12 protein-coding genes are annotated in these 24,868 nt (G+C 56.8%); 1 reads left to right on the top strand and 11 read right to left on the bottom strand.

Annotation, left to right across the window (positions count from 1 at the left end; translation table 11 throughout):
• The 5 genes from G1C94_RS03285 to G1C94_RS03265 all read right to left on the bottom strand — a co-directional run.
• Nucleotides 1–5,452 (bottom strand): InlB B-repeat-containing protein (locus G1C94_RS03285; RefSeq protein WP_172144612.1); only part of this gene is annotated, 5,452 nt, incomplete at its 3' end.
• Nucleotides 5,453–7,106: 1,654 nt separating this feature from the next.
• Complete coding sequence (locus G1C94_RS03280) at nt 7,107–7,748, bottom strand: hypothetical protein (protein WP_172144610.1); 642 nt, start codon at nt 7,746–7,748, stop codon at nt 7,107–7,109.
• A gap of 61 nt (nt 7,749–7,809) precedes the next feature.
• Nucleotides 7,810–9,597: an isopeptide-forming domain-containing fimbrial protein gene (locus G1C94_RS03275; RefSeq protein WP_172144608.1), complete on the bottom strand. Its 1,788-nt coding sequence runs from the start codon at nt 9,595–9,597 to the stop codon at nt 7,810–7,812.
• Nucleotides 9,598–9,821: 224 nt separating this feature from the next.
• On the bottom strand, nt 9,822–11,579 hold the full coding sequence (locus tag G1C94_RS03270) for an isopeptide-forming domain-containing fimbrial protein (protein ID WP_172144607.1): 1,758 nt from the start codon (nt 11,577–11,579) through the stop codon (nt 9,822–9,824).
• Nucleotides 11,580–11,862: 283 nt separating this feature from the next.
• Entirely contained in the window at nt 11,863–13,686 is a 1,824-nt protein-coding gene (locus G1C94_RS03265; RefSeq protein WP_172144606.1) for a SpaH/EbpB family LPXTG-anchored major pilin, read from the bottom strand.
• Nucleotides 13,687–13,983: 297 nt separating this feature from the next.
• Between G1C94_RS03265 and G1C94_RS03260 the strand changes: the two genes are divergently transcribed.
• Nucleotides 13,984–14,844: a PucR family transcriptional regulator gene (locus tag G1C94_RS03260; protein WP_172144605.1), complete on the top strand. Its 861-nt coding sequence runs from the start codon at nt 13,984–13,986 to the stop codon at nt 14,842–14,844.
• 60 nt (nt 14,845–14,904) lie between these two features.
• Here the strand turns inward: G1C94_RS03260 and G1C94_RS03255 are convergent, their stop codons facing one another.
• The 6 genes from G1C94_RS03255 to G1C94_RS03230 all read right to left on the bottom strand — a co-directional run bounded on the left by G1C94_RS03255 (nt 14,905) and on the right by G1C94_RS03230 (nt 24,342).
• Entirely contained in the window at nt 14,905–15,885 is a 981-nt protein-coding gene (locus G1C94_RS03255) for a class C sortase (RefSeq protein WP_172144604.1), read from the bottom strand.
• A 105-nt stretch (nt 15,886–15,990) separates the two neighbouring features.
• A complete protein-coding gene (locus G1C94_RS03250) occupies nt 15,991–17,742 on the bottom strand; it encodes a SpaH/EbpB family LPXTG-anchored major pilin (protein WP_172144602.1) in 1,752 nt (583 codons plus the stop codon).
• Between the two features lie 209 nt (nt 17,743–17,951).
• A complete protein-coding gene (locus G1C94_RS03245) occupies nt 17,952–19,799 on the bottom strand; it encodes a SpaH/EbpB family LPXTG-anchored major pilin (protein WP_172144600.1) in 1,848 nt (615 codons plus the stop codon).
• A 537-nt stretch (nt 19,800–20,336) separates the two neighbouring features.
• Nucleotides 20,337–22,136, bottom strand: coding sequence for a SpaH/EbpB family LPXTG-anchored major pilin (locus tag G1C94_RS03240; RefSeq protein WP_172144598.1), 1,800 nt, complete (start codon nt 22,134–22,136; stop codon nt 20,337–20,339).
• 222 nt (nt 22,137–22,358) lie between these two features.
• Nucleotides 22,359–24,041 (bottom strand): isopeptide-forming domain-containing fimbrial protein, encoded by a 1,683-nt coding sequence (locus G1C94_RS03235; protein ID WP_172144596.1) that lies wholly within the window; start codon nt 24,039–24,041, stop codon nt 22,359–22,361.
• Nucleotides 24,034–24,342, bottom strand: coding sequence for a hypothetical protein (locus G1C94_RS03230; protein WP_172144594.1), 309 nt, complete (start codon nt 24,340–24,342; stop codon nt 24,034–24,036). Before G1C94_RS03230 ends, G1C94_RS03235 begins: the two co-directional genes overlap by 8 nt.
• Between the last annotated feature and the right edge of the window lie 526 nt (nt 24,343–24,868).

The following is a 24,868-nucleotide window of genomic DNA, read 5'->3' as shown; positions in this document are numbered from 1 at the left end:
GGGTGCCGCCCTGGGGGTCGAACGCGTCGTCCAGCTTCGTCCAGTGGGCGGTCAGCTTCTTGCCGATCGCATCCTTCACCGTCGTCACCAGATTGCCGTCCTCGTCATACCAGCCATCGAACTTATAACCCGGCAGCGTCGGGGTCGGCAGCTCGCCGTCCGCACCCGTCCAATCCGACGGCAGCTTGCCGCCGGCCGGGTCGAACGCGTCGTCCAGCTTCGTCCACTTGGCGGTCAGGTTCTTGCCCACCGCATCCTTCAGCGTGGTCACCTGGTTGCCGTCCTCGTCAAACCAGCCATCGAACTTATAGCCGGGACGCGTCGGGATGGGCAGCTGGCCGTCCGAACCGGTCCAGTCGGACGGGATCGTGCCGCCGTCCGGGTTCAACCCGTCCGTGCTCGCGTTCTTCGTCCACGTGGCCGTCAGCGTCTTGTCGCCGGTGTCGGACGCGCCGATGCCGGTGACAGGATTGCCCTTCGCATCAACCCAACCCGCGAACGTATAACCACTCCTCGTCGGGCTCTTCAAAGTGGCGCCCACGCCGTACGTGTACGTGCTCGGGTTCTTCGGGTCGGTGCCGCCGTCGAGCTTGTACGTGATCTTGTACGTGTTCGCCTTCCACGTGGCGTTGACCTGCAACAGGGCCTGGTCGAACGTGCCCGTGACGTTCCTGTCCCAGCCGGTGAACGTGTAGCCGGTGCGCGTCGGGTTCGCGGGGATGGTGTACTTGGTGCCCAGCGCGCCGGTGAGGACCTTGGACGCGCTGCCATCCGTGTCCACTCCGCCGTTGTAGGCGAAGATCACCACGCTGGCGGCGGCCGGCGCGTACTGCGCGGTGAACGTCACGTCGCCCGCGACCATCGTCAGATCATCCAGTTCGTCCGCGGTTTTCAGGCCGTACTGGTCCGACTGCCAGCCCACGAACGTCCAACCCTCGTCCACGCTCACGTCCGGGGCCTTGACGCCGGTGAGCCTGGCGCCCGTGGTCACCTTATACTCGTCGGTGCCCGAGATCGAACCATGCGAACCCCTGTCGAAGGACACCGTGTTCGCCGCCGGCTTCCACGTGGCCGTCACCACCAACGACGGCGCGTCGAACGAACCGCTCGGGATCGTGTCCCAACCCGCGAACGAGTAACCCTTCATCGTCGGATCCGCCGGAATCTCATACGCGGTGCCCAACGCGCCGGTCACGGTCCTGGACGGGTTGCCGTCCGCATCGGTGCCGCCATCGAACACGAACGTCACCGAACCCAACGCGTTAGCCGTCCACACCGCCGTCATCTCCACGTCCCTGGCGGGCATGACCAGGTCGGCCAACTGGTCACTGGTGACCAGGCCATACTCGTCGGACTGCCAGCCCACGAACGAATACCCGGCGTTCGCCGTGGCGGTCGGGGCCGATACGCCGGCGTCGGACAGCTTGGCGTCCGTGGCCACACTGTCGTAGGACAGGGTGCCCGAAATCGTGCCATTGGAGCCCTTGTCGAACGTCAGCTTGTGCGACACCGGCGTCCACTGGGCCGTGTACACGGTCACGCCGTCCGACTCGTACGTACCGCTCGGGGTCACGGTCTCGCCCGCGGCGTTCGTCCAGCCGGCGAACTCGTAGCCCTCGCACGACAGGCTGTCCGTGGCGGGCACCGTGTAGGTGCCGCCCTTCAATCCGGATTCGGACAGGAGCGACTGGCCGGCGACCTGGCCGCCGTTGGCGTTGAACACCACCGTCGCGCCATCATTCTTCGCATACTGCGCCGTGAACGTCACCGTCTGCGCGGAACCATCCTGCAGGCCCGTGACCAGGTACTTGCCCTTCACGCCGTCCTTGCCATACACCAGATCGTCCGCATCGCACTTCCAACCCGTAAACGTCCAACCAGCCGCAGGGCTCGCCGTCGGCTCGCCGGGAACCCTGTCGCCGGAAGCCACCTGGTAGGTCGACTCGCCGTCCAGGCCGGTGCCGTCGCCCTGGTCGAACACGACCGTGTTCACGGTCCTCTCCCACACGGCCGTATACGTCACGGACTTATACGTCTCGGACAACTCCTTGTCCCAGCCCTTGAACGTGTAACCCGTACGAGACAACGCAGACGGAACCTTCGCCTTATCCGCAGCCGTGTACCCCTGGCCGTCACGGCCGGTCAACACCAGCGACGAATTATTGTCCGCGTCCAGGCCGCCGGCGTAGTTGTACAACACCTGCACACTCGACTCCGGCACATACTGCGCCGTAAACGACACCGTCCCGGCCTTATCGCCCGTGTTCGTGCCCGCGACGACGTACTTGTCCACAGTGTCCTGCGAATACACCCTGTCGTCCTCGTCGCACAGCCAGCCGGTGAAACGGTAACCGCCATCAGCGGTCGGCGCGGCCGGCTTGCCATTCACCGGGCTGCCGGTCTTCACCTTCTCGTACACCGTGGTCTCGCCCGCGGCGATCGTACCGTGATCGCCATCCTTGAACGTGACCGTGTTCTCATTCGCCGTCCACTGCGCCGTGTACTTCACATTCACGTACTTACCAGACGGGATCGTGTCCCAACCCGCGAACTCGTAGCCGGCGCGCGTCGGCTCCTTCGCGGCCTTCGCCGCATCCTCCGCCGTGTACTCGCCGTTCGCCGTACCCGACAACGTCAACGACGTCACGCCATCGACATTGCCGCCGTTGTAATCGTACGTCACCACCGCATCCGGCAGGTCCGTGTACTGCGCCTTGAACCACAGGCCCGGCTCGGCCGGCAGGCCGGCGATCTGGTACGGCTGGTAAATCGCACCCTCCGTGTCCTCGCCGTCCTTGGTCACGATGGACAGCCAACCCGTGAACTTCTTACCAGCCGGAGCCGTCACCGTCGGCTCCACATACGTTTCCTCGGTGGTGGAGTCCAGCCTCTCGCCGGTATTCACCGTCAACGACGCATTCACACCCTTGTCCAGGGTGCCGCCGTTCGCATCGAACGCCACCGACTGGGGCAACGCGTCCCACTGGGCCGTGAACACCGCATCCGACACAAACGTCACCGTCGTGGCCTCCTTGGCCGGCGCGTCCACGGTCGACGGAGTCGACACCCAACTCTTGAACGAATAACCCTCACGCGTCGGGACCGGCACGGCGGCGGTGGTGTTCTGACGACCCTTGACCGTCGACTTCTCCGCCTCGTCCGCGTCCTTGCCGCCGTTGTAGTCGAACGTCACCGTCACCTCAGGCAACGCCTCATACACCGCAGTGAACTTCAAACCATACTCCGCGGGAACAGCGCCGACCTCATCGGGCTGGTACACCGCGCCATTCACCGTGTTACCGGCAGTGTCGGTCACGCTCGACTGCCAATACAGGAACCGCCAGCCAGCCGTAGGGGTCACCGTCGGACCATTCGTCGCAGGATACGCCTCGCCGTTCTTACCCTTGCCCTTGCTCACAGCCTGCTCGGTCGTGACCACCAGCGTGGCCGGCGTATCAGCCTTCAACTCGCCGTGCTCGCCCTTGTCGAACGTCACCTCGGTATCCGTCGCCGGAGTCCACTGAGCCGTGAACGTCACATCCTTGTCATACGTACCCGTGTACTTACCAGTCGCCGCATCCTTCGTGGGCACGGCGACGGTCGTCGGGCTGGCCTTCCAGCCGCTGAACGTGTAACCCGGCTTCGTCGGCTCCACCGCAGCAGTGGTGTACGTCTTGCCCTTCGAATCAGACAGAACCTCCGACGTCCACGACTTACCATCCACAGTCGAAGTGCCGCCATCGTAGTCGAACCGGACCAACACCTTGTCCTCATCCACATACTCAGCGGTGAACGTCGCATTCGACCTGACCACCCAATTGCCAACGGCAGCCGGGGAGAACAACCCGCCATCCGAACCGGTCGAAGTACCCTCATCGGTCGCGGAAAGACGCCAACCGGCAAACTTCTTACCAGCCTTCGTGCCCGCGTCCGTCACGTTCACCTCGGGAAGCTTATACTCCGCGCCCTTCGACACAGCCAAACCATTCGTCACCACCAGCGAGAGAGGCGTGCCGTTCTTCATCTCGCCGTAACCATCATCGCCGAGATCGAACTTCACCTCACGACCAACCGTCGCCGTAATCTCAATCGCACCGGTCACGTTCTTGGCCGGAATCGTCAACAGGCCACTGTCACCGTCAGCGTCGAACGTGTAATCCGTACCACTCACCAACGTCGTGGTGTCATCGCCGTTCTTGACCTTCACCGACACCAACGAAGAATCCAACGAACCCTCCGAAGCAGTCAACGTCGCCGAATAATCCTCACCCTTCACGGCACGCTTCGCCGTATCAGTGGTCGTCACACGCGCATCCAGGCTATACGTCACATCAACAGGATCAACCGAAGCAGACGCCGTGTTGAGGTTGAAATCCTCAAACTCAACATAAAACTTAAACGAGGAGCTAGCCGCCTCATCATTCCACTGACCGCCAGTTCCAAAACCGTATGTGGCACAACCTGTCACGGTACCGGAGCCGGTGGGTTCATTAGTAGCTTTGTTCCAGTTGGTGTATACGCCATCGGGAGCCTTACCGCTCGGGTATGTGGGACCGGTCCAAAGCAGCCGTCCCTTGCTCGAACCCGTCACCCAATACCACTTCTGACCATAGTCCGCATCCGACTGAGAGGTGGTGGCATCGTACGTGTCAGGATCATCACCAGCATGAGCCTCAGACGTCATACGGGTCGCGCCCATCCAACCATACTGGTTGTTGAACGACCTGTAAATCAGGTTATGCTCCCCAGCCGACTCAATAGTCAGCAAATGACCCTTCGAACCAAGAAACGACAGTTTCTTCGCAGCATCAAACGCGGCAGTCCAAGTCTTGCTCTCCGAGATGTACGTGTATGCGTGCCCGTTGTACAGGACCACCTTATTGTTCATATCGTTGCCGGCCGAGTCCTTGATCTTCAACGTGTCGCTCACCGCGCTGACCGTGATGTTCTGCGTCTTGTTCTCATCGGCATCCGTATAGAACGTCAAACCACGCAAATACGTCTGCAAATCCGCAGGCTGTATGCTCGCGGCACCGTCCGACGACTTGAACGTGATATACGAATACTTGCCATTGGCAGCCACCGAACCACCGGCCACATACGCGCTCGTATTGTCCAGCGCGTCCACGGCGGTCGCGCCGGTCGGCACGGCAGCGGCGGGAATGAAGTAGCCGGAGTCGACCTGCACCACGACATACGAACTCGCCTTGCCCGACACCTCAGCCTGCTCCAACTTGTACGAGGCACCCTCGGTCTTCGAGCCCAAGCCGAGGAAGGTCTTCTGATTCACCTTAAAATCCACCGACGGCCCGGTGGCGGTGGTGTCGCCGCCGTCGCCTTCCGCCCATGCGGAAGGCACGGCCACCGCCAGCACCATCAGCGCAGCCAATATGGCGGCCGGTATGGCCGCCAGCCAACGCCCCAAACCATCATGAGATGAAAATCTCACCATAAGAAACTCCTAAAAATTCCTTTATTCTTCAACCAACCCTCCCCCAACACAAAACGACGCTTCCCCCGCGCGAAACCCGCGCGAGAAAAACGCCCTCCCGGTCGGGAGAGGAGGAAACCCCACGCACCGGCCGACCGGAATATCCGGCCGTTCCGGTGGGACAGGGGTCACCAATAGCCCTGAAAACTACCCCCCCCCGCGACAGCGAGGTCACGAAACTCACGTCCCAGCGGTTGACCTGAACCCCCGAAAGCGACCAGTCCCGCCAAAAACCAAACCCCCGAAAAAAGACACGCCACAAAACGCGAGACCCACGAAAGGAACAAGCCCACCCGAATCCCTCAACCCGGCGGAACGCGCGTACGCCACGCACATCGTGCACGACGACGACAAGACGCTTGCCGCCCCTTGCGGGGCGAGATTTCTCGACTCCGCTACCGCTCCGCTCGAAATGACAAGGAACGATATGCGCTACGCCGAAACGGCAAGCGACGGGACGGAACACAACACTGCTCAAAACGACAAGGAACCCAGCCCCAGGGCTCCCGCTGGCGGGAGCTGTCGCGCGTCTGCGCGACTGAGGGTGGTTGGACCAGACACGTGCCCGGCGAGACCACCCTCAGTCAGCCTGACGGCTGACAGCTCCCGCCAGCGGGAGCCTAGGACGAAACAAACCGGCTACGTCAGAATGCCCTAGGCGGATGTTGACGTGTGAGACGTAAGACTTGGCCTACCGGCCCGGAGGGTGTCGAACACGGCAACATCCGCCGCCAGACACCGGAGCCGATCAAACAACACGAAAACTAAACGGAACCCACTAAGAACGAAGACAACGAGCACTGCAGCCCAAGACAAACCAGGAACAATAGCAAACGCACTGCGACTTAAGACAAACCGAGAACGTAGCAACGGGCACTGTGACTCAAGCACGCAGGGAACGAGTTCACTACGTTAGCATGGGTCTACAGAGAACACGGGACGGACTATTACCGCCAAACCGGTGTCGCCCGTTGATATCGACACGAACAGCCCACTGGGCTGTTCGTCCGGGGTGTCGAACACGGCAACATCCGCCGCCAGACACCGCAATCAGTCAAACAACACGAAAACTTGACGGAACGCACACTGAGAACGGAAAAACGAGCACTGCGACCCAGACAAACCAAAAACGATAGCAATAGCACTGCGACTTGAAACAGACCGAGAACAATAGCAATGGACACTGCGACTCAAACACGCAGGAAACGACTTCACAGCGTCAGCATGGGTCTACAGAGGACACGGGAATGATCTATTACGCAAAATGACGCCGTCCGTTGATATCGACACGAACAGCCCACTGGGCTGTTCGTCCGGGGTGTCGAACACGGCAACATCCGCCGCAGACACCGGACCAGTCAAACAACACGCAAACCAAAACAGAACAGCAAAACGCACATTGAGAACAAAGCCCGATGAGCATCGCGACTGAAAAGCAGCAACCAAACCAACTCGCCCTCAACACGCACACCGCCCCTACGGGGCAAGATTTCTCGACTCCGGCTACGCCTCCACTCGAAATGACAAGGAACGGAATGGACGGGGCAGTATGGATAAGCGGGCGAAACGCACACTGAGAACGGGGAAGAAGGGGCGGAAAGCCGCGGGGATCGCCCTACTGGACTTCGATGGTGACGGGGGGACTTTGGGCTTTGGAATCGTTTTTTAGGGTCAGGCGGGCGACGTAGGTGCCTCTATCCACTTTGGGCAAGGTGGCGTCGTCCGCACATTCGGTGCCGGTGCGGTTCGTGTTCCACGTCACCGTGCGAACCTTCCTGTCGCCGCTGGCCATGAGCAACTGCGTGCCGTCCACGGGGCACAGGTCGGAACGCCAAACCGTCTCGTCACCCGACGTGATGGTGAGCACCAGCGAGGAATCGGAGTCGTCAATCAGGCAGGAATCAGTGCCTTCATGCGTGATCGTCTCGGTCCATTGTAGCGAGCCGCCCACGGCAACCGACGCGGCTTGGGCGCTCAACTCCAGTCGCGTGTCGCTGGAGGCGCAGTTTTTGACGCCGGTGGTGCGCTTCGGTTCGGGTGCGGAATCACGGCCCAACGCGGCATGGCTCGCCGTCGCGCGGCTGATGGCCGGGCCGATTTCGCCCACGCCGCGGACGATGCTGTACACGCAAAATATAGCCAACGCAAGCGCCAGCAACAAGCCGATGCCCACCACAATGCGACGACGGCGATAGACCGCCTGCTGCCGCTTGCTGACCGCCCGCTTGCGTTTGCCGTTCCGTGTGCCCTGTGCCATAACGCCTTTAGTTTACTTCACGCACGGCGCGGCGGGCTCGATATTCGACGGGCGAAATTATCTAGCGCCTGGCCTTGCGACGATGAGCGGCCACAACAGCCACGCTGACGGCGATCAGCACCACGCCGAACACGCCAAATATCACAGCGCCTATTGCGCCGGTTCGCGGCAGTCTGAAGTCGGCCTTCTTGTTTGTAATGTTGAACGTGAGGCGGTTATGTTCATCCGGCTTAACAATGAACCAGCCACCGACCGCACTGGTGTCGTCCGGTATGCCATCGGGTTCATTGGTAATGGAATCATCCTTACCAATCTTTTTTTCGTCACGGATATCAATTGTGGTTGGCTTATTATTGGGCAGAGCGTAACCGCCGGGAGGCGCCTTGGTCTCCACCAGTTCGTAGACACCAGTGGCGCCCAAACCGTCAATCCGAACCTGACCATTGGAACCGCTGGTGAGGATGGGGGTTCCTTCCTTAGGATCAACAATGTAAATACCGTCGCTCTTTTTCTTTACCTTGACTTCAGTGCGCTGGCCGTTGTGAAGAGGATTCTTATATGGCTTCCACTGCAACTTGAACTGGGCATCCTTCAGTTTCTTGGTCTCCTTCTCAGCATCTACCTTGGTGAGCTCGACACCGTAGGTATATACCGTGGTGACGGAGGGACGGCCACCGACTTCCGTGTACTCGCCCTCACGATCGTAGTTATCCTTCAGAATCAGCGCCTGAGCCCAGTTCTCGACGCCGCCTTTAACCGGAGCCTTCTCATTCAACTCGCCCTCGTACTCGATGATGAGTTCCTGTCCATCTTCGCCGGCATTAGTGAGCTTATCCTCATACTGCTCTGAGTTAAATTCAATCGTGAAACCCTGGCCTTTATTGCCGCCGTCGGGGTCAAAAGTCTTCACCGAATAATCTGAGCCGCTATTAAGCATTTCGCCATCACTGATCCGAACCTTGATCGAAGATGTTTTAATGGTCAGGCCAGATTGCGCTTGATCTTTCACGCCGAACTTTTTATTGAAAGTACGCTGAGGATAGTTGGGAACCGGGGTCTTAATCATAAAGTTGAGTTCGTCACCAATCTGGCTATGGGCTTTAGTCTTGATCTTATCAGGCTCGTCTTTGCTAGTTACCGTCTTCGTGCTGGTGATCTTTTTGCTCTTGGCTTCCACATTATTGCCGGGGGCACCATTGACAGTCTCAGCCTTAAGTTTGTAACCCTCGTTAGTCCACTCCGGCTTGATGAAGCTGGCGATCGGCTGATACACGCAAGTGCTGCCGTTGCTGAGCCTAATTAGATAGCCACCCATCTGGAGAGTGAAAACAAGCGAGCTACCGGCACTTTCGTCGGCCTCTGTAGCTTCACCGGCCCTCTCTGCAACACTTTTCTCCTCGCCTCTGCCAGCCTCCGTCAATTGAACAGTTCCCTCCGCGATGGCCGCAAGCAACGCATCGGAGAAGTCACGCATATCACTGTGGAGCAGTTTTCTGAATGTATCAGTCGGCGCGTTATTCTTGCCGATGTACTGCTTAAAAGACGAGTTATTACTATTTTGTATCCATGTGGCCACCTGATCATCAAATACGTACACCGGCTCAACCGGCTGGTGAACATCACCCTCATCTTTCCACTTCAGTGTCATGTATCTGTATGCCTTGCCGATCACACCCGTTTCAAGGCCAGTCACTGTAATCGTGGCCGTGCTGTCTGAAGTCACCGGATCGTTTGCGGGCTCAGCCGTTGCGGACATGGAGGCCAGGCCGAAAGCGCCTAGCATCGCGGTGACCAGAGCAACCGCGATGAGCGTCAAACAGCCACGACGAAACCGTTTCCCTTCAAACATGCTTCATCATTCCTTTCTTCTTCCGCCGCTTCCCGCACGACTTGTATCAATTTCGCTCGCATCGATTCCGTTTTAGACGCTAGCCGTATTCCCCAAAAACCGTTTCACCCCGTCAAGAAACGGCCAACAACACCTCATGAGGTTCACCCGCGGCGCAACCATTGCCCCCATGCTCCCGTGCCTGACGCTCTGGGGGCAATGGCTACGGCCGCTGGCAATCGGCACTACGAAGAGCGCTTGTTCTTGCGGCGATGGGCGATCACGAGAGCCGCGCTGGTGACAATCAGCGCCACGCCAACCACGCCAAAGATGGCAGCGCCTATCGCACCCGTCTTCGGCAACTTGAAATTGGCCTTCCTGTTCACAAATTCGTACACGAGACGGTTCTCGTCGTCCAAAGAAACGGACTTACCAGCAATCGTGCTGGGCTCACTGCCGAGATTGTTGTCAGCAGCAGTATCCGGCACACCATTGATGTCGCTATCATTGATCACGATTTTGATCGACTTACCAGGCAACGCATAGCCACCCTCAGGAGCTTTAATTTCCTTCAGGATGTAGGTGCCCGCGCCCAGACCATCAATCTGAACCAGACCATTGGGACCGCTGGTGATGGTGGTAGTCGCCCCACCACCGGAATCGGGCTGAACGACATACTTGCCCGTGGTAGCACCTTCCCCGGCATCGGTGGCTTCCTGCTGCTTTACATGGACTTCGGTTCTGCCTTTTTCACCTTTTCTGCGCAACTCGAACTGGGCACCTGGGAGTTCGATCTTCTTCTTGTACGAACCTTTGCCCGTCTTGCCAATCTTGGTGATCTTGACACCATAGGTGTGTATCTCCGTATCCGCAGGAGTCGGAGACGTGTACTCGGTGTCAGGCTTGTAGAACTCCTTGGGAATCAACGGATGAGCGCTGTTCTTCGTGCCGCGCATAATCGCAGCCTTATTGTTCAACGTGCCCGTGTAAGTGACGACAAGCTTCTTGCTACCCTTGCCGGCCTTAGCGAGCTTGTCCTCATACTGCATCTTGTCAAAAATAACTTTGAAGCCCATGTCACGATTGTTGCTGCGATCAGGGTCAATAGTCTTCGTCGAGTAGTTTGTGTTTTCAATAAGCTCTTCTCCGCCCTCAATCATGACCTTAATTGAAGTCGTTGTAATAGTCAGACCGGAAGTCGGCTGATCCTTCACGATGAACTCCTTGTTGACGGCATTATCGGGATAGTTGGGAATCGGGGTTTTAATCGTGAAAATGAAAGAATCGCCGATTTGGCCATAAGCTGCTTGGCCGTCGCCATTCACCGTGTCCTTGTCCTTCCTCTTCACCGTCTTTGTGCTGGCGATTTTCATGCTCTTGGCTTCTGCTTTGCCCTCAACAGTCCCAGCCTCAAGTTCGTAGGTTTTGCCATCCCCTTTCGACTTCGGCCTGACGTAAGTGGCAATTGGCTGATATACACAATTGGGGCCGTTGCTGAGCTTAATCAAGTAACCACCCATCTTGAGGTTGAAATTAATTGAGCCATTTTCTGCGCTAGCCGTAGAAGTGGAATCTGACTCCCTAAATACAACATCGTTCTTCTCAATGGCCGCAAGCAACTTGTCAGAAAAATCGCGCATATCACTGGTTCCCAGCGTTCTGAATTTTTCAGTGGGTGCGTTGTTACGGGTCTTAATATAGCTACTGAAGTTCCTCCTCACCCACTGAGTCACCCCATTTGCAAATTCGTATTCGGGGAGGGTCGGCACATTCTCACTAGTGTTCCACTGCACCTCCAGGTATTTATATGCAGTGCCCGTCACACCCTTTTCAACGTCCTTCACCGTAAGATTGGCCGTCTGATTATTTAAATATCCCGATACATCGGGATCGCCCTCCTCCGCAACCGACGTGGAGGCCACACCGAAAGCGGCCACTATCGCCATGACCAGAGCAACCGCAACAGGCAACAAGACGCGATGACACCATTTCCCCTCAGACATGCTCCGCCGTTTCCTTTCTTCCGCCGTCTCCTGATGCAAGAACCAGCCAGCGGGAGAATCTCCAAGGCAAAACAGCCGCAGCACACCGACTTGCCAGCTCGCAAGCTCACATCAATTCTGTCGGTGACACGATAAACCCATTTTGGGCAAGGCTGATGCACCCCATTAAGAAGCATGAACAGCACGCTTCATGGGGTTCATCCAAGTTGTGCACGTCTTACTGCATCTCGTTTCGCCTTTCTGTGCTTGACATTTCTGGGGGGTAGCCGCCTTGTGACCATCGTCACTGTGAGGAGCGTTTGGTCTTGCGGCGGCGATGGACGACCACAAGAACGGCACTGGTGACAATCAGCGCTACGCCAACCACGCCGAAGATGGCAGCGCCTATCGCGCCGGTCTTTGGCAACTTGAAGTTGGCTTTCTTGTTGGTGAGGTCGTAGGTGAGACGGTTATTGTCGTCTACTTTAGCGGGTCTACCAGCAATCGTGCTGGGCTTAATCTTGCCGACAGCGCTACCAGCAGTAGCAGTATCTGGCACACCATCAAAGTTGCTATCTCTGATCACAATCTTAATCGGCTTAGCGCGCAACGTATATCCGCCTGGAGCTCTGGTTTCCCTCAGGATGTAGGTGCCCGCGTCCAAACCATCAATCTGAAGCAGACCCTCGGGACCGCTGGTGATGGTGGTAGTTGCCGTGCCACCGGAACCGATCTGAACGACGTACTTGCCCGTGGAGGGAGCAGCCCCGGCATCGGCGACTTGCTGCTTTAGGGCAACTTTGTTGCCGGGCTCGCCATTCCCCACCCCTCTATAGAGCTCGAACTCGGCACCTGGCAACCCCGACTTGTCTTTGCCCGCCTTGCCAACCTTGGTGATTTTGATACCGTAGGTGTATATCTCCGTATCCGCAGGAGTCGGAGTCGCGTAGTCGGTGCCAGACTTGTAGAGGTTCTTGGGAATCAACGGATGAGCTCTGTTCTTCGTGCCGTTCTTAACCGGAGCCCCACTGTTTAACGTGCCCTTGTACTCGACGGTGAGCTTCTTGCCATCCCTGCCAGCCTTAGCAAGCTTTTTTTCATACTGATCTTTGTTGAATGTAACTTTGAAGCCCATGCCACGATTGTTTTCGGACTGAGCTTGAACGGTCTCCTGCGAGTAGTGGCCTTCGCCTTTGTTTTCTTTATCTTCAGTAAGCTCTTCGTCTCTACTTTCTTTATCCCCAATCCAGACCTCAATCGTACTCGGTATAATGGTCAGGCCAGAAGCCGGCCAATCCTGCACAGTGAAGTCCTTATTGGCAGCTTCAGGGGGATAGTAAGGAATCGGAGTGACAACCTGGAAAATAAAAGTATCGCCGATTTGGCCATGAGCTGACCGGCCGTTCTTATTCACCGCGCCACCGTTATGCACTTTCATCGTCTTTGTGCTGGTGATTTTCTTACTCTTGGCCTCTACAGTATCGCCAGCGGTGCCCTCGACATCCTCAGCTTTGAGTTTATATTTTCCGGCAGATTTATCCCACTCCGGCATAACGAAAGTGGCAATTGGCTGATATACGCGATTGGTACCGTTGCTGAGCGCAATCAAGTAACCACCCATCTTGAGCTCGAAACTAATTGAGGTATCATCAGTTTCGCTACACTTAAAAATCTCATCTGCTGGCAATGCAACTTCGTTTTTCGTGATTGCTGCAAGCAATGCGTCAGCGTAGGTGTGCATCTGAGTGGCTTTCAGCCTTCGGAAATCGGCAGTCGCATAGTTATCTCTGCGCTCACCTGTAATGTATTGCTTAAAAGCCCCCCCCCTCATTTGTGACCTCATCCAGTCAGCCACCTGATCTTCAAATATGTATTTGGAGCTAAGTGGCTGGTTCTCAGTAGTGTTCCAATCTGGATTTGCGTATCGGTATGCCGTGCCGGTCACGCCCTTTTCAACATCTCTCACCGTAAGCTTAACCGTTTGCTCGCTTAAATAATCCGACACATCCACATCTGGAGAATCAGCAGCGACCGACGTGGAGACTAGGCCGAAAGCGGCGGCTATTGCCATGATTAGAACAAGCGCAACGGGCAATACGCCGCGACGACATCGTTTCCCCTCGAACATCCTGAAGCCATTTCCTTTCTTCTTCCGCCGTCTCCTGATGCGGGAACCGGCCAGCGGGAGCAATCCCCACGGCAAAGCAGCCGCCAGCAGCACGCCGACTCGGCCGGCTCGCAAGCCCGCATCAATTCCACTGGTGACACCGTAAACCCATTCCAGCCAAAGCGATTCACCCCATAAAGAAGCGTGAACAGCACACCTCGTGGGTTCCCGCCCTTACTGCCCCCGCTGCCTCATGCCCCGCCCTGCAACGAGACCAGCTGACGGCGAAACATATTGAACATCAGTACACTGGGAGAGATGACCAGCGATTTTCTGAGTCTGCTGACTGCCGACGACACGGCGGGAGGAGACGGCGGTGGCCGCGTGCGCGCCGTCGCTTTTGAATGTCTCGTCTCGGGCATTATCGACGAGCGCGCCGTTTCCGTCTTGCGCCTCGCCGGGTTCGACGGCGATTTCGGCTGTTTCGCCATCGCCGGGCGACCCGCCGACGGTGGCGGCGCGGGGGCTGCCATAGCAACCATCCGTCAGGCCGTGCATGACCTTGGGGGCAGCGAACCGTTGACCGGCGTGCACGATGGGGCCGTCGTCGCGCTCATCCGCCTTGAGGCGGCTGTCCGGCCGGAAGCCACTTGCACCGCGGTGTCCAAGGCGTTCGCCCCCGGCACGCCGATATGCCTCGGGCCGACCAGACGCGGCGTCGAAGGCGCCTCAATCGCCATGCGCGCGGCATTGACAACGTTGGCAGCGGCACCGGCGCTGAGCAACACCGCACTGAGCAACACTGCGCTGAGGCACACCCCAGTCCCAAGCCGAGCGACGGCGCATCGGCCAATCGTCCTGCACGCCGAAGACGCCCTGCCGGAGCGCGCGATGCTGGGCGATCAGGAGGCGCGCCGCGAACTCGTCGACGAGGTGTATGCGGAATTGCTCGGGAACAGCGACGACGACCCCACCATGCTCACCGTCGCGACGTTCCTGGAATCAGGCGGCTCGCTGGAAGTCACGGCACGCGCGCTGAGCATCCACCCGAACACGGTGCGATATCGCTTGAAGCGCATGGCCGACACCACCGGCTGGGACGCCACCGACCCGCGTGATGCTTTCGTACTCACTTGCGCGATCGCACTGGGGCGCATCGCGCAACATTCGCGTCTCTGACAGACGCGCATCATACGCACACATCGCACACGCACATCACAGATCACACATCAACGCACATCACAACCGCGAGCGCCGCCGCGACTCATCCGCGTGCCGCGCCCGCACACCAGGCATCAAACGCCGCACGGCAATAACCATCATCAGAATCTCGAGAATAGCCAGCATCGTGGTGCCGCCGGAAAAAATGCTCAAACGAACGATCCACGGCAGCCGCTCGAACCACAGGGGCTTTGGAAACAGCTCCGCAAACTTCGAGCCCTTCGACTGAGACGCGCGCTTCTGCCCGGGCAGGCGGTCGGCGCGCTCCCCCGTGACGATGAGCCGGCGCGTGTTCACGCCGTAGGGCGTGCACGTGACCAGCGAGACCAGGTCGCGGCCGGCCACAGGGCGGAGCTTGCCCACCTCATGCGGCCTGATCGTTTCGATTTTCACGACATCGTACACAAGCTGCCTGCCCAGCACGTTGATGACGAATTCGTCGCCTTCCTCCAGCTCGTCGAGTCGGGTGAAAAGCAGGGCGCTCGGCAGGCCGCGATGGCCCGTGAGCAACGAGCGATATCCCTTGCCGCCGATGGGAAGCGCCGTCTGGACGATGTGCCCCACGCCTTTGGCGAGCGCCTCGTCGCCGATGCCGTGGTAGATGGGCAGATCGACGTTGATTTTGGGAATCGTGATGCCGCCCATCACGCCGTCTTTGTTGACGTTCAGGATTTCTTCGTAGTTGGCGGGCCGGGTATAGCGGCTGCCGGCCACGAACGGGTCGTGCACTGGGTCTGAGGCGAGGTTTTCATTGTATGCGAGCGCGGCGTCCCATTCGGCTTGCAGCTGGTCTGTCGCCTGCTTGGATACAACGTTGTTCTGGTTCGCGATGACTTCGGTGTGTTCCATGTCGGCCAGCCAATCCGCCACCATGGGGTACGAGAAAACGCCTACTCCCAGCATGAAAAGCAGCGCCGCCAGCACGAGAAACGGAACTCCGCCGTGTTGCTGCTCGCGGCGGAGTCCGCTTCCTATCGAGACCACACTGTTTGTGACCATATGACCCTTCGTGGCGATTAATTCGTGGTGATTACTGCGTGATGGTTACTTCGTGGCGTAACGATTGCTTCGTGTCGATTACTTTCGTAACGATTATTCGTGACATTACGAGGAGCGCCGGGCTCTGCGACGAATAATCACAAGAACCGAGCTGATGGCAACCAGCGCCATGCCGATTACAGCGAAGACCGCAGCACCCATCGCGCCGGTTTCAGGCAGCTTGAAGTCGGCTCTCCTGTTTTCGATCTTGAACGTGATGCGATTATCGCTGGCATCCAGAGTGGCAGGTCCGCCATTAACCATACTGGTGGTGTCTGGCTTGCCATCTGGTTCAGCGGGCTTACCGTCGGATCCATCGTTGCGATTGTCGTCGCGGATGGTGATTGTCGTAATCGGATTAGCAGGCAAGGTGTAGCCATTGGGCGCCCTGACCTCCTTCAGTTCGTAAGTGCCAGCGCCCAGACCATCAATCTGAACCGTGCCATCCTTACCACTGATGATGGCGGAGGTGCCCTCGGGATGAACAATGTACTTGCCCGAAGCATCAGCGCCCGTAGTGCCAGCAGCCTGCTTCACCTTGACCGCGGTGGCATCCCTGGCATCCTTCTTCTTAGACGACTTCGACTTCCCAGACGACTGCTTATACAACTCGAACGTGGCACCCGAAAGCAGGATGTTCCCGTTACCTTTCATCACCTTGGTGGCCCTGATGCCGTAGGTATACACCGTGGTGACAGCGGCAGGTGGGGGCGGGCTTGTGTATTCGCCGCCCTCGGAATCGTAAATGCTCTTCGGCAGCAGCGGCCACGCACTGTTGCTCGTGCCGTCTTTAATCGGAGCTTTATCATTCAAACTGCCTGTGTATTCGACGATGAGACTCTTGCCTATCTTGCCGGCCATAGCGAGCTTCTCGCGATACTGATTACTGCTGAACTCAACCTTTATGCCAGCAGAGTGGGTGGCATCAGCAGGAATTTCGGTCACGCTATAAGCCGAAGTCGGAAGATCAGCGTCGCCTTCAATCTTGACCCGAACGCTGTCCTGCCGAATACTCAACCCAGGCCCCGGGCTGTCCTGCACGCCAAACCGCTGGTTGGTGGCATGAGTGGGATAGTGAGGAATCGGGGTCTTAATTTGATAGAGGAGATCCTCGCCGATTTGGCCGTGGGTCTTCAGCTTGCCGTGCACCGTCTTCGTGCTCTCGATCACTTTGCTCTTGGCTCTCGCTTCGTTGCTTGCGCCGCCATCAACATCCTTAACCTCAAGTCTGTATCCCTCGGCACCCTCATCCCACTGCGGCTTGACGAAAGTCATAATCGGCTGATACACGCGCTTGCTGCCATTGCCGAGCTTGATCACGTAGCCTCCCATCGCAAGCTTGAAAATAATCGCGTCATCGTCAGCAGAGGTAGGAATGAAATTCGAGAAATCCGACTCAGTAGAAGGCAAACGAACAGTTCCAGCCTGGATGGCCGCAAGCAGCCGATCGGCGAAGTCGCGGGTTCCTTCGGCACTGAGGTTTATGAAATCGGCGGTCGGCTCGTCGTCGGTACCGATGTAGCTCGGGAAGTATTTCCTCACCCAGTCGACCGCACCCGGAGCGAATACACGAACCGGATCAACCGGCTGACCGACTTGATCATCCCACTTCATATCCATGTACTTGTATGCCGTACCTTCCACGCCCGTCTCGACCTTACCCACCGTAAGAACGGCCGTAGTCTGCGAAGTCACATCCGCCGCGGGCTTGGCAGTCGCCGACGCGGCAGCCCAGCCAAAAGCGCCCACCATCGCGACAATCAGAGCAACCGCAATGGGTAGCAAGCAATCGCGACGAGACCGTTTCCCATCAAACATATTCCGTTGTTCCTTTCTTCTTCGCCGCTTTCCAGCCGCATCCCCCGCTGGTTACACGCTAGATTCATTCCAGCTAAAGCGATTCACCCCATCAAGAAGCATGAAGACCACACCTTATGAGGTGCGCCCAGCTCCCAGTCGGCTGTGCGGCGCTTTTGCTTTGGGCGCTCGTTCGGCACTTCTGCTGCGGCGCTCTCCGCTCCGCGGCATTACGAGGAGCGCTTGCCCTTGCCCTTGCGACGACGACGATGGACGACCACAAGAGTCACGCTGGTGGCGACCAGCGCCACACCGAGCACACCGAAAATCACAGCACCTATCGCGCCAGTTTCGGGCAGATTGAAGTCGGCCTTTCTGTTCGTGAAGGTGTATATGAGGCGATTATCGGCGGAGTCCACAGTGGCGGTCTTGCCGCCGATCTTGCTGGTGCTGTCTGGCACACCATCGGGTTCAGCAGGCTCAGACTGATCGCCTTTATCGCCAGACTCGCCGTCGCCGTTGGCCTGTTCGTCTTTGATTTCAATCACGATCGGCTTATACGGCAGGGTGTAGCCGCCGTTGGGCGCCTTGACTTCCTGTAGCCTGTAGGTGCCCGCGCCCAGGCCGTCGATTTGCAGCAGACCATTCTCGCCGCTGGTGAGGGTGGCGCTGCCGGAGGGACCGCTTTGGACAACGTACATGCCCGCGGTGGCGCCGGCTTTTGGCTCCGAGCCAGCATCCCCCTCCGAGCCAGCATTCTCCTCCGAGCCAGCATCGGTGATTTTCTCTCCTACACTGACTTCAGTATTGCCACTCTTCCCCCTGTACAGCTTGAACGTGGCACCCTTCAGCCCATTATTCTCGTTTTGAGAATCCGCCTTGGTGAACCTGATGCCGTAGGTGTACACCGTGGTGACAGCGGGGCGGGGGAGCGGGTCCGTGTAGCCGACAGTTGGGTTGTAGATATTCTTCGGAATCAATGGCTGAGCGTAGTTATGTGTGCCACCCTTAATCGGAGCGTCACGATTCAGCGTGCCCTTGTAGGTGACGGTGAGCTTCTTGGCTTGTCTGCCGGCATCAGCCAGCCTGTTCTCATATTGATCATTTGTGAATTCGACCTTGAAGCCAGTGCCGCGCTTGTCATCAGCTCCGGCATCAACAGCCCTCACTGAGTAATGCGTATCGGGATCGAGCGGGGCTTCTTCGCCCTCAATCTGAACCCTAATCGAAGATGGATTAATAGTCAGACCGCGATACGGGTGATCCTGCACGCCGAACTTCTTGTTGAGGGCACCATCGGGATAGTGAGGAATCGGGGTCGTAACGAGGAAGTCGAGAACATCGCCGATTTGGCTGTGGGTCTTCTTCTTGGTGTTCACCGTCTTCGTGCTGGTGATTTCCTTGCTCTTGGCATCAAATTCCGTATCGCTGGGAGTGCCGTCGATATTCTCAACCTCAAGTTGGTATCTCTTGGTGGCCTCATCGTACCGCGGCCGAATATAAGTGCCAATCGGCTGATACACGCGACTAACGCCGTTGCTGAACCCAATCAGATAGCCACCCATCGGGAGGTGGAAAGTGAGCTGAGCATTGTCGCTGCCGTCGGAGCCGACACTCGCGGCAGTCTGCTGGTCGACTTGCAGAGTAGCTACATTAACGGTACCTCTCGCAATAGCCGCAAGTAATCGATCGGAAAAGTCGCGCATATCAGCGGAGTTCAGGGTTCTGAATGAGTCGGTTGGGCCGCCGTCGGTGCTGATGTAGTTTTTAAAACCCGTCTGTTCTCTCAGCCACTTAGCCACTTCGGTGTCAAATAAGTATTGCGGGGTGCGTGGCTGATGCACTGTATCATCCCAATTCACGCTCATGTACCTGTATGCCGTGGCTTCCACGCCATCTTCAAGGTGAGTCACCTTGAGCGCGGCCGTGGTCGCTGAGGTCACGTTGCCGGCTGGAGCTGCTGCAGGATTAGCCGTCGCCAGCGTGGAAGCCGAGCCGAAAGCGCCCACCATTGCGGCCACCAGAACAACCACAATGGGCAACAGGCGGCCGCGATGAGACCGTTTCCCATCAAACATATTCCGTTATTCCTTTCTTCTTCCGCCGCTTTCTTTAGCGAGCCAGCCAGGAAACCCGAGGCGGGCAACCAGCGCAAGCCGCGGGCGAAGCGAGGTGCCGCCCGCTTCAATTCCCGTCGATTCTCCCGAAAACCCGCCCCGCGCGCAGCCCATGATCCCCCATGACACCACAGCATGAACTGCGCGCGCTTCCCCCTGAGAACACCTTTTGATTGAAAACTTTCAGCAGCCCATCAACAGCCCATCCTTGTATTCCTTTGTATTCCTTGTTTCCCTTGTATTCGCAACAATTTCCGTCGCTTATACGCTAGCCGCATTCCGAAAGGAGCGGTTCACCCCGTCGCGAGGCGCGAATGGCACCCCACGGGTTGCGGGTTCGCGCAGAGGCGCTGGGGGGGTCGCCCAGCTGTGCAAGCACATGTTGGTTCGCCCGGCCGAGACACATGGGTTCGCCCGATCATGCAAGCATGGGGTTCGCCCAGCCATGCAACGCCTTTGAGGCCTTTGACGTTTTTACCGTATAGCTACTCTGCGGCGCTAAGAGGAGTGCTTGACCTTGCGGCGACGTATGACCACCACAAGAGCGACACCGCCAGCGACCAGCGCCACACCGATCGCGCTGAAAGCCGCAGTGCCCATCGCACCAGTCTTCGGCAACGTAAAGTCATACTGGCCTGGGTCTGGGCCGGGGCCGGGACCTGGCTGCGCCGTCGACTTGTTCTCAATGTTGCCTACGAGGCGGTTGTTATCAAGCGCCGTAACGGCCTTACCACCAATCATGCTGCTGTTGTCGAGATCCGGCTTACCATCAGGCCCATTAGAGCTACCATCTTCAGTTTTTTCGTCGCGGATTATAATCTCAGTCGTCACCAGCTCAGCAGAGTCGCTATAACCTTCAGGAGCCTTGGTTTCCTTCAGTATGTAGGTGACACCTGCATTCAGACCATCAATCTGAACGAGCCCCTCGGCATTGCTGGTGATGGGGACGCTACCCGGGGAACCAGCCTCCTGAACAACGTACATGCCCGTGGCGGCACCAGCCTGTCCCGCTGAGGTGGGATCAGCGGATTGTTTTTTTACCTTGATTTCAGTAGTGGTGCCATCTTCCTTCTTATACAGCTCAAATTCGGCATCCCCCAGCTTTCTGCTCTCATCCTTGGAATCCACCTTGGTGAGTTTGACGCCGTAAGTGTATAACGTGGTAAAAGCAGGAGTTTCAGGCGGATTCGTGTACTTGTCGAAGAGGTTAAGCTTGGGATCGTAGTTATCCTTCACAATCAGCGGACGAGCGTGGTTTCGTGTACCGCCACCCTCAATCGAAGCCTTATCATTCAATCTGCCTTCGTATTCGACGATGAGGCTCTCGCCTGATTCGGCAGCGTCGGTGAGCTTACTCTTATTATATTGCTCAGTGTTGAATTCGATTCTGATACCACTGCCTCGATCTTTTTCAGCAGAGACACTATCATCCGAATAATCCTTGTTCTCCTTCGAAAGCATCTTCCCGCCAATTTGAACCTTAATCGAAGATGGCTTAATGGTCAGACCACAATCCGGATGATCTTCCACGCCAAAATGCTTGTTGGTGGCATGAGTCAGATATTTGGGGATCGGAGTTTCAACCCGGAAGTTCAGAGCTTCGCCGATTTGGCTATGGGTTTTAGTCTTATTGCCATCCACCGTCTTCTTGCTGGTAATTTTCTCGCTCTTGGCCGCTATTGCGTCAATAGGGCTAAGGTCGAGATCCCCCCGGATCTGAAGATTTCCATTCGGGTGCAACCAGACATCAGCAAGAATCGGGGTATATATGCAATCGCTGCCGTTAGTGAGCTTAATCACGTAGCCCCCTACCGGGAGGGTGAAACTAATCTCGGCTTTACCGCCAGTACCGGAAACCGCAACATCACTCGAATAAGAAGTCAAAGTAATTAAGTCATTCGCGACAAGACTGAGCAACTTGTCGGTGAAAGCGTTTCTGTCTTCAGAGTCCATGTCCCTGAACTCTTTAGTCGGTTCGTCGCCATCTTTGTCGCGATCTTTGATGTAGTTTTTGCTTGCAAAGTCATTGCTCACCACGTTGATCACTGGTGACTCGAAGTGCTGTTTCGGCTGGTTGTCCTGGTCTCCCTCTCCCTCCACCTTCATATATTTGTATGCTGTGCCTTTTACGCCCTTTTCAAGGTTAGTCACCTTAAGCTCAGTGGTGAGGGCTGAAGTCCCCTCGGACTCGGCCGTCGCCGACATGGAGGCCGAACCGAAAGCACACACCATCGCGGCGACCAAGGCGACCACAATGGGCAACAAGCAACCGCGACGAGACCGTCTCCCATCAAACATGCTCGGTTATTCCTTTCTTCTGCCGCTTTCCCCCCGGAAATCAGCCAAAGGAAACCTAAAGCAAGGTGACCGGCGCAACCACGGAAAACAAAGCAAGCTATCGCCGTACACGGTAGCCGCGTTCCCACAAGACGAATTCACCCCGTCACGAGGCACGAGAGGCACACCCCATGGGCTTTGCCCAGCCATGCGGCGCTCTCGGCCATTGAGTCACTGGCCAACTTAAGAAGATTGCTTGTCCTTTCGACGGCGGACGATGACAAGCGCGACGCCAGCAGCGACCAACGCCACACCGAACGCGCTGAAGACCGCGGTGCCCATCGCACCAGTCTTCGGCAGCGTGAAGTCGAATTGTTCTTCGGGCGGCCTTTTCTTCGTGTTCGTAAGCGTGTACGTGAGGCGGTTATCCTCGAGCGCCGCAGTAACGGGATTACCACCAATCATGCTGCTGTTGAGATCCGGTATGCCATCAGGCTCATCAGGATCTCCATCCTTAATCTCAATCGTAACCGGCCCAGCAGGGTCGTAATCCTCGAGAGACTTAGTTTCCTTCAGCGTGTAGGTGACGCCCGCATTCAGACCATCAATCTGAACCAAACCATTCTTACCGCTAGTGATAGTGGTAGTGATGCCGCCAGGACCGGCCTCTTGAACAATGTACATGCCCTCGCCTTTTTGTTTTACATGGACTTTACTGTCATTCTTATGCAGTTCGAACTGGGTACCCGGCAGTTCGGCCTCCGTCTGGGAATCCATCTTGGTGAGCTTGACGCCGTAGGTGTATATCGTGGTAAAAGCGGGAGCATCAGGCGGATTCGTATACTTGTTGTTGAGGTCAAGTTCAGGATCGTAATTATCCTTCACAATCAACGGATGAGCATGATTTTGTGTACCATTCCCACCCTTAATCGAAGCCTTCTCATCTAACTTACCTTCGTATTTGACGATGAGCTTCTTGTCTAACATGGCGGCTTCAGAGAGCTTACTCCTGTATTGCTCCGTATCGAATTCGACTCTGAAGCCCTCGCCACCCGCGTCGCCGGGGTCGGCACCGACGGAATCCGTCGAATAATCTTTACTATTTTTATCAAACGCGGTTTGTTCGCCCTCAATTTGAACCTTAATCGACTCCAATCTGATGCTCAAACCAGGATCCGGGTGATCTTGCACGCCAAAATACTTGTTGGTGGCATTAGCCGGATATTTGGGGATTGGAGTCTTAACTTGGAATCTGACAATATCGCCGATTTGGCTATGGGTCTTAGTCTTATTGTCATCGTCACCCACCGTCTTCTTGCTGGTAATTTCCTGGCTTTTGGCCCCTATAGAGGCAAGAGCGCTTTGGTCGAAATCCTTCCTAACCGTAAGAGTCCCGTCCTGCGGCCAAATATAAGCAAAAATCGGGTCATATAGATGACTACTGCCGTTGGTGAGCTTGATCACGTAACCTCCCATCGGGAGATGAAAACTAATACCGTCACCATCGCCAGAAGCCACGACAGAAGCCACGACAGCCTCTGACGGCAAAGTAATTCCTTGATTCGTGATAACAGCAAGCAACTTGTCAGAGAAAGCATTTCTGCCATCAGCGTCCATTCCCTTAAACTGTTCAGTCGGTTTGCCCTCACTGTCGATGTAGTGTTCAAAGTTTCTCTTCACCACATCGGTCACTTGTAGACCGAACTTTTCTACCGGCTCAGTTGATCCACCTTCCAAATTCACATCCATGTACTTGTATGCTGTGCCTTTCACGCCCGCTTCAACGTTAGTTACCTTAAGCGTGATTTTTTCGGGTTCGGCTGTGGCCGATGTGGAGGCTGAACCGAAAGCGCATATCATCGCGGCGACCAGGGCAACCACAATGGGCAACAAGCAACCGCGACGAAACCGTCTCCTCTCAAACATGCTTGATTGTTCCTTTCTTCTTCTCCCCAAACAGCCTGAACTCGGCACTCTCCAGCCCCATCGTTGTCTTAGTCGTTGTCTTAATCGTCGTCTTAGAACTCACGTTGGCGGCATTGAACCAATGGGCGATCACCGCAGTGATAGCGGAAAATTTCGGCCAAATCGGCCAAATGCAAGTGGCCAGCGGCAGACTCGCGCAATCAATACCATCAACACCATCAGCACCATTGCCGAACCCAATCAGGCGACCACCCGCAACTCCGCGCTTCGCGATAACCGCAAATAACTTGCCAAAAAACATGCACACATCACAGGCTGTCAGCCTTTCGAATCGACCAGTCAGCCCACCATCGATATAGCATTTAGCAGACGAATCCCCCCCCCCTCTTTTTCAGCTTCCGTTTCGGCGGATTCCAGTGATCGTCGCAACACTCGGGCGTAACCGGTTGGCTGGCAACAGCGCCCCAACCCACAGTCATGTTTCTATATGCCATGCCGCCCCCTTCTCAGCGCCAGTCACCTTGCGTGGTTTTGCTACCGAAAGAAAGGCAAGGCAACCGGCACGACCGCGGGGAAGACGAAGCACACCACCGCTTCATCCCCGGGTCATGCCGGAAACCTGTGCCACGCGCGCAGTCACAATCCCCCATGACAACACAGTGTGCTGTGCGCGATTTTCCCAGTAACATCTTTAATTCAATTAACTCAATTGAAAGCGACCGTCAGCAGCACGTTCGACTTTCGCAGTTCAATCGTTCGCAATTCAATCCGTTAAGTTAAGTTCGTTAAGTTAAGTCTGTTAAGTTCAATCCGTTAAGTTAAGTTCG

The sequence above is a fragment of the Bifidobacterium panos genome, from assembly GCF_012932445.1.
Classification (GTDB): domain Bacteria; phylum Actinomycetota; class Actinomycetes; order Actinomycetales; family Bifidobacteriaceae; genus Bifidobacterium; species Bifidobacterium panos.
Note: the sequence above shows the minus strand (reverse complement) of the source record. Positions and strands in the feature narration are given on the sequence as shown.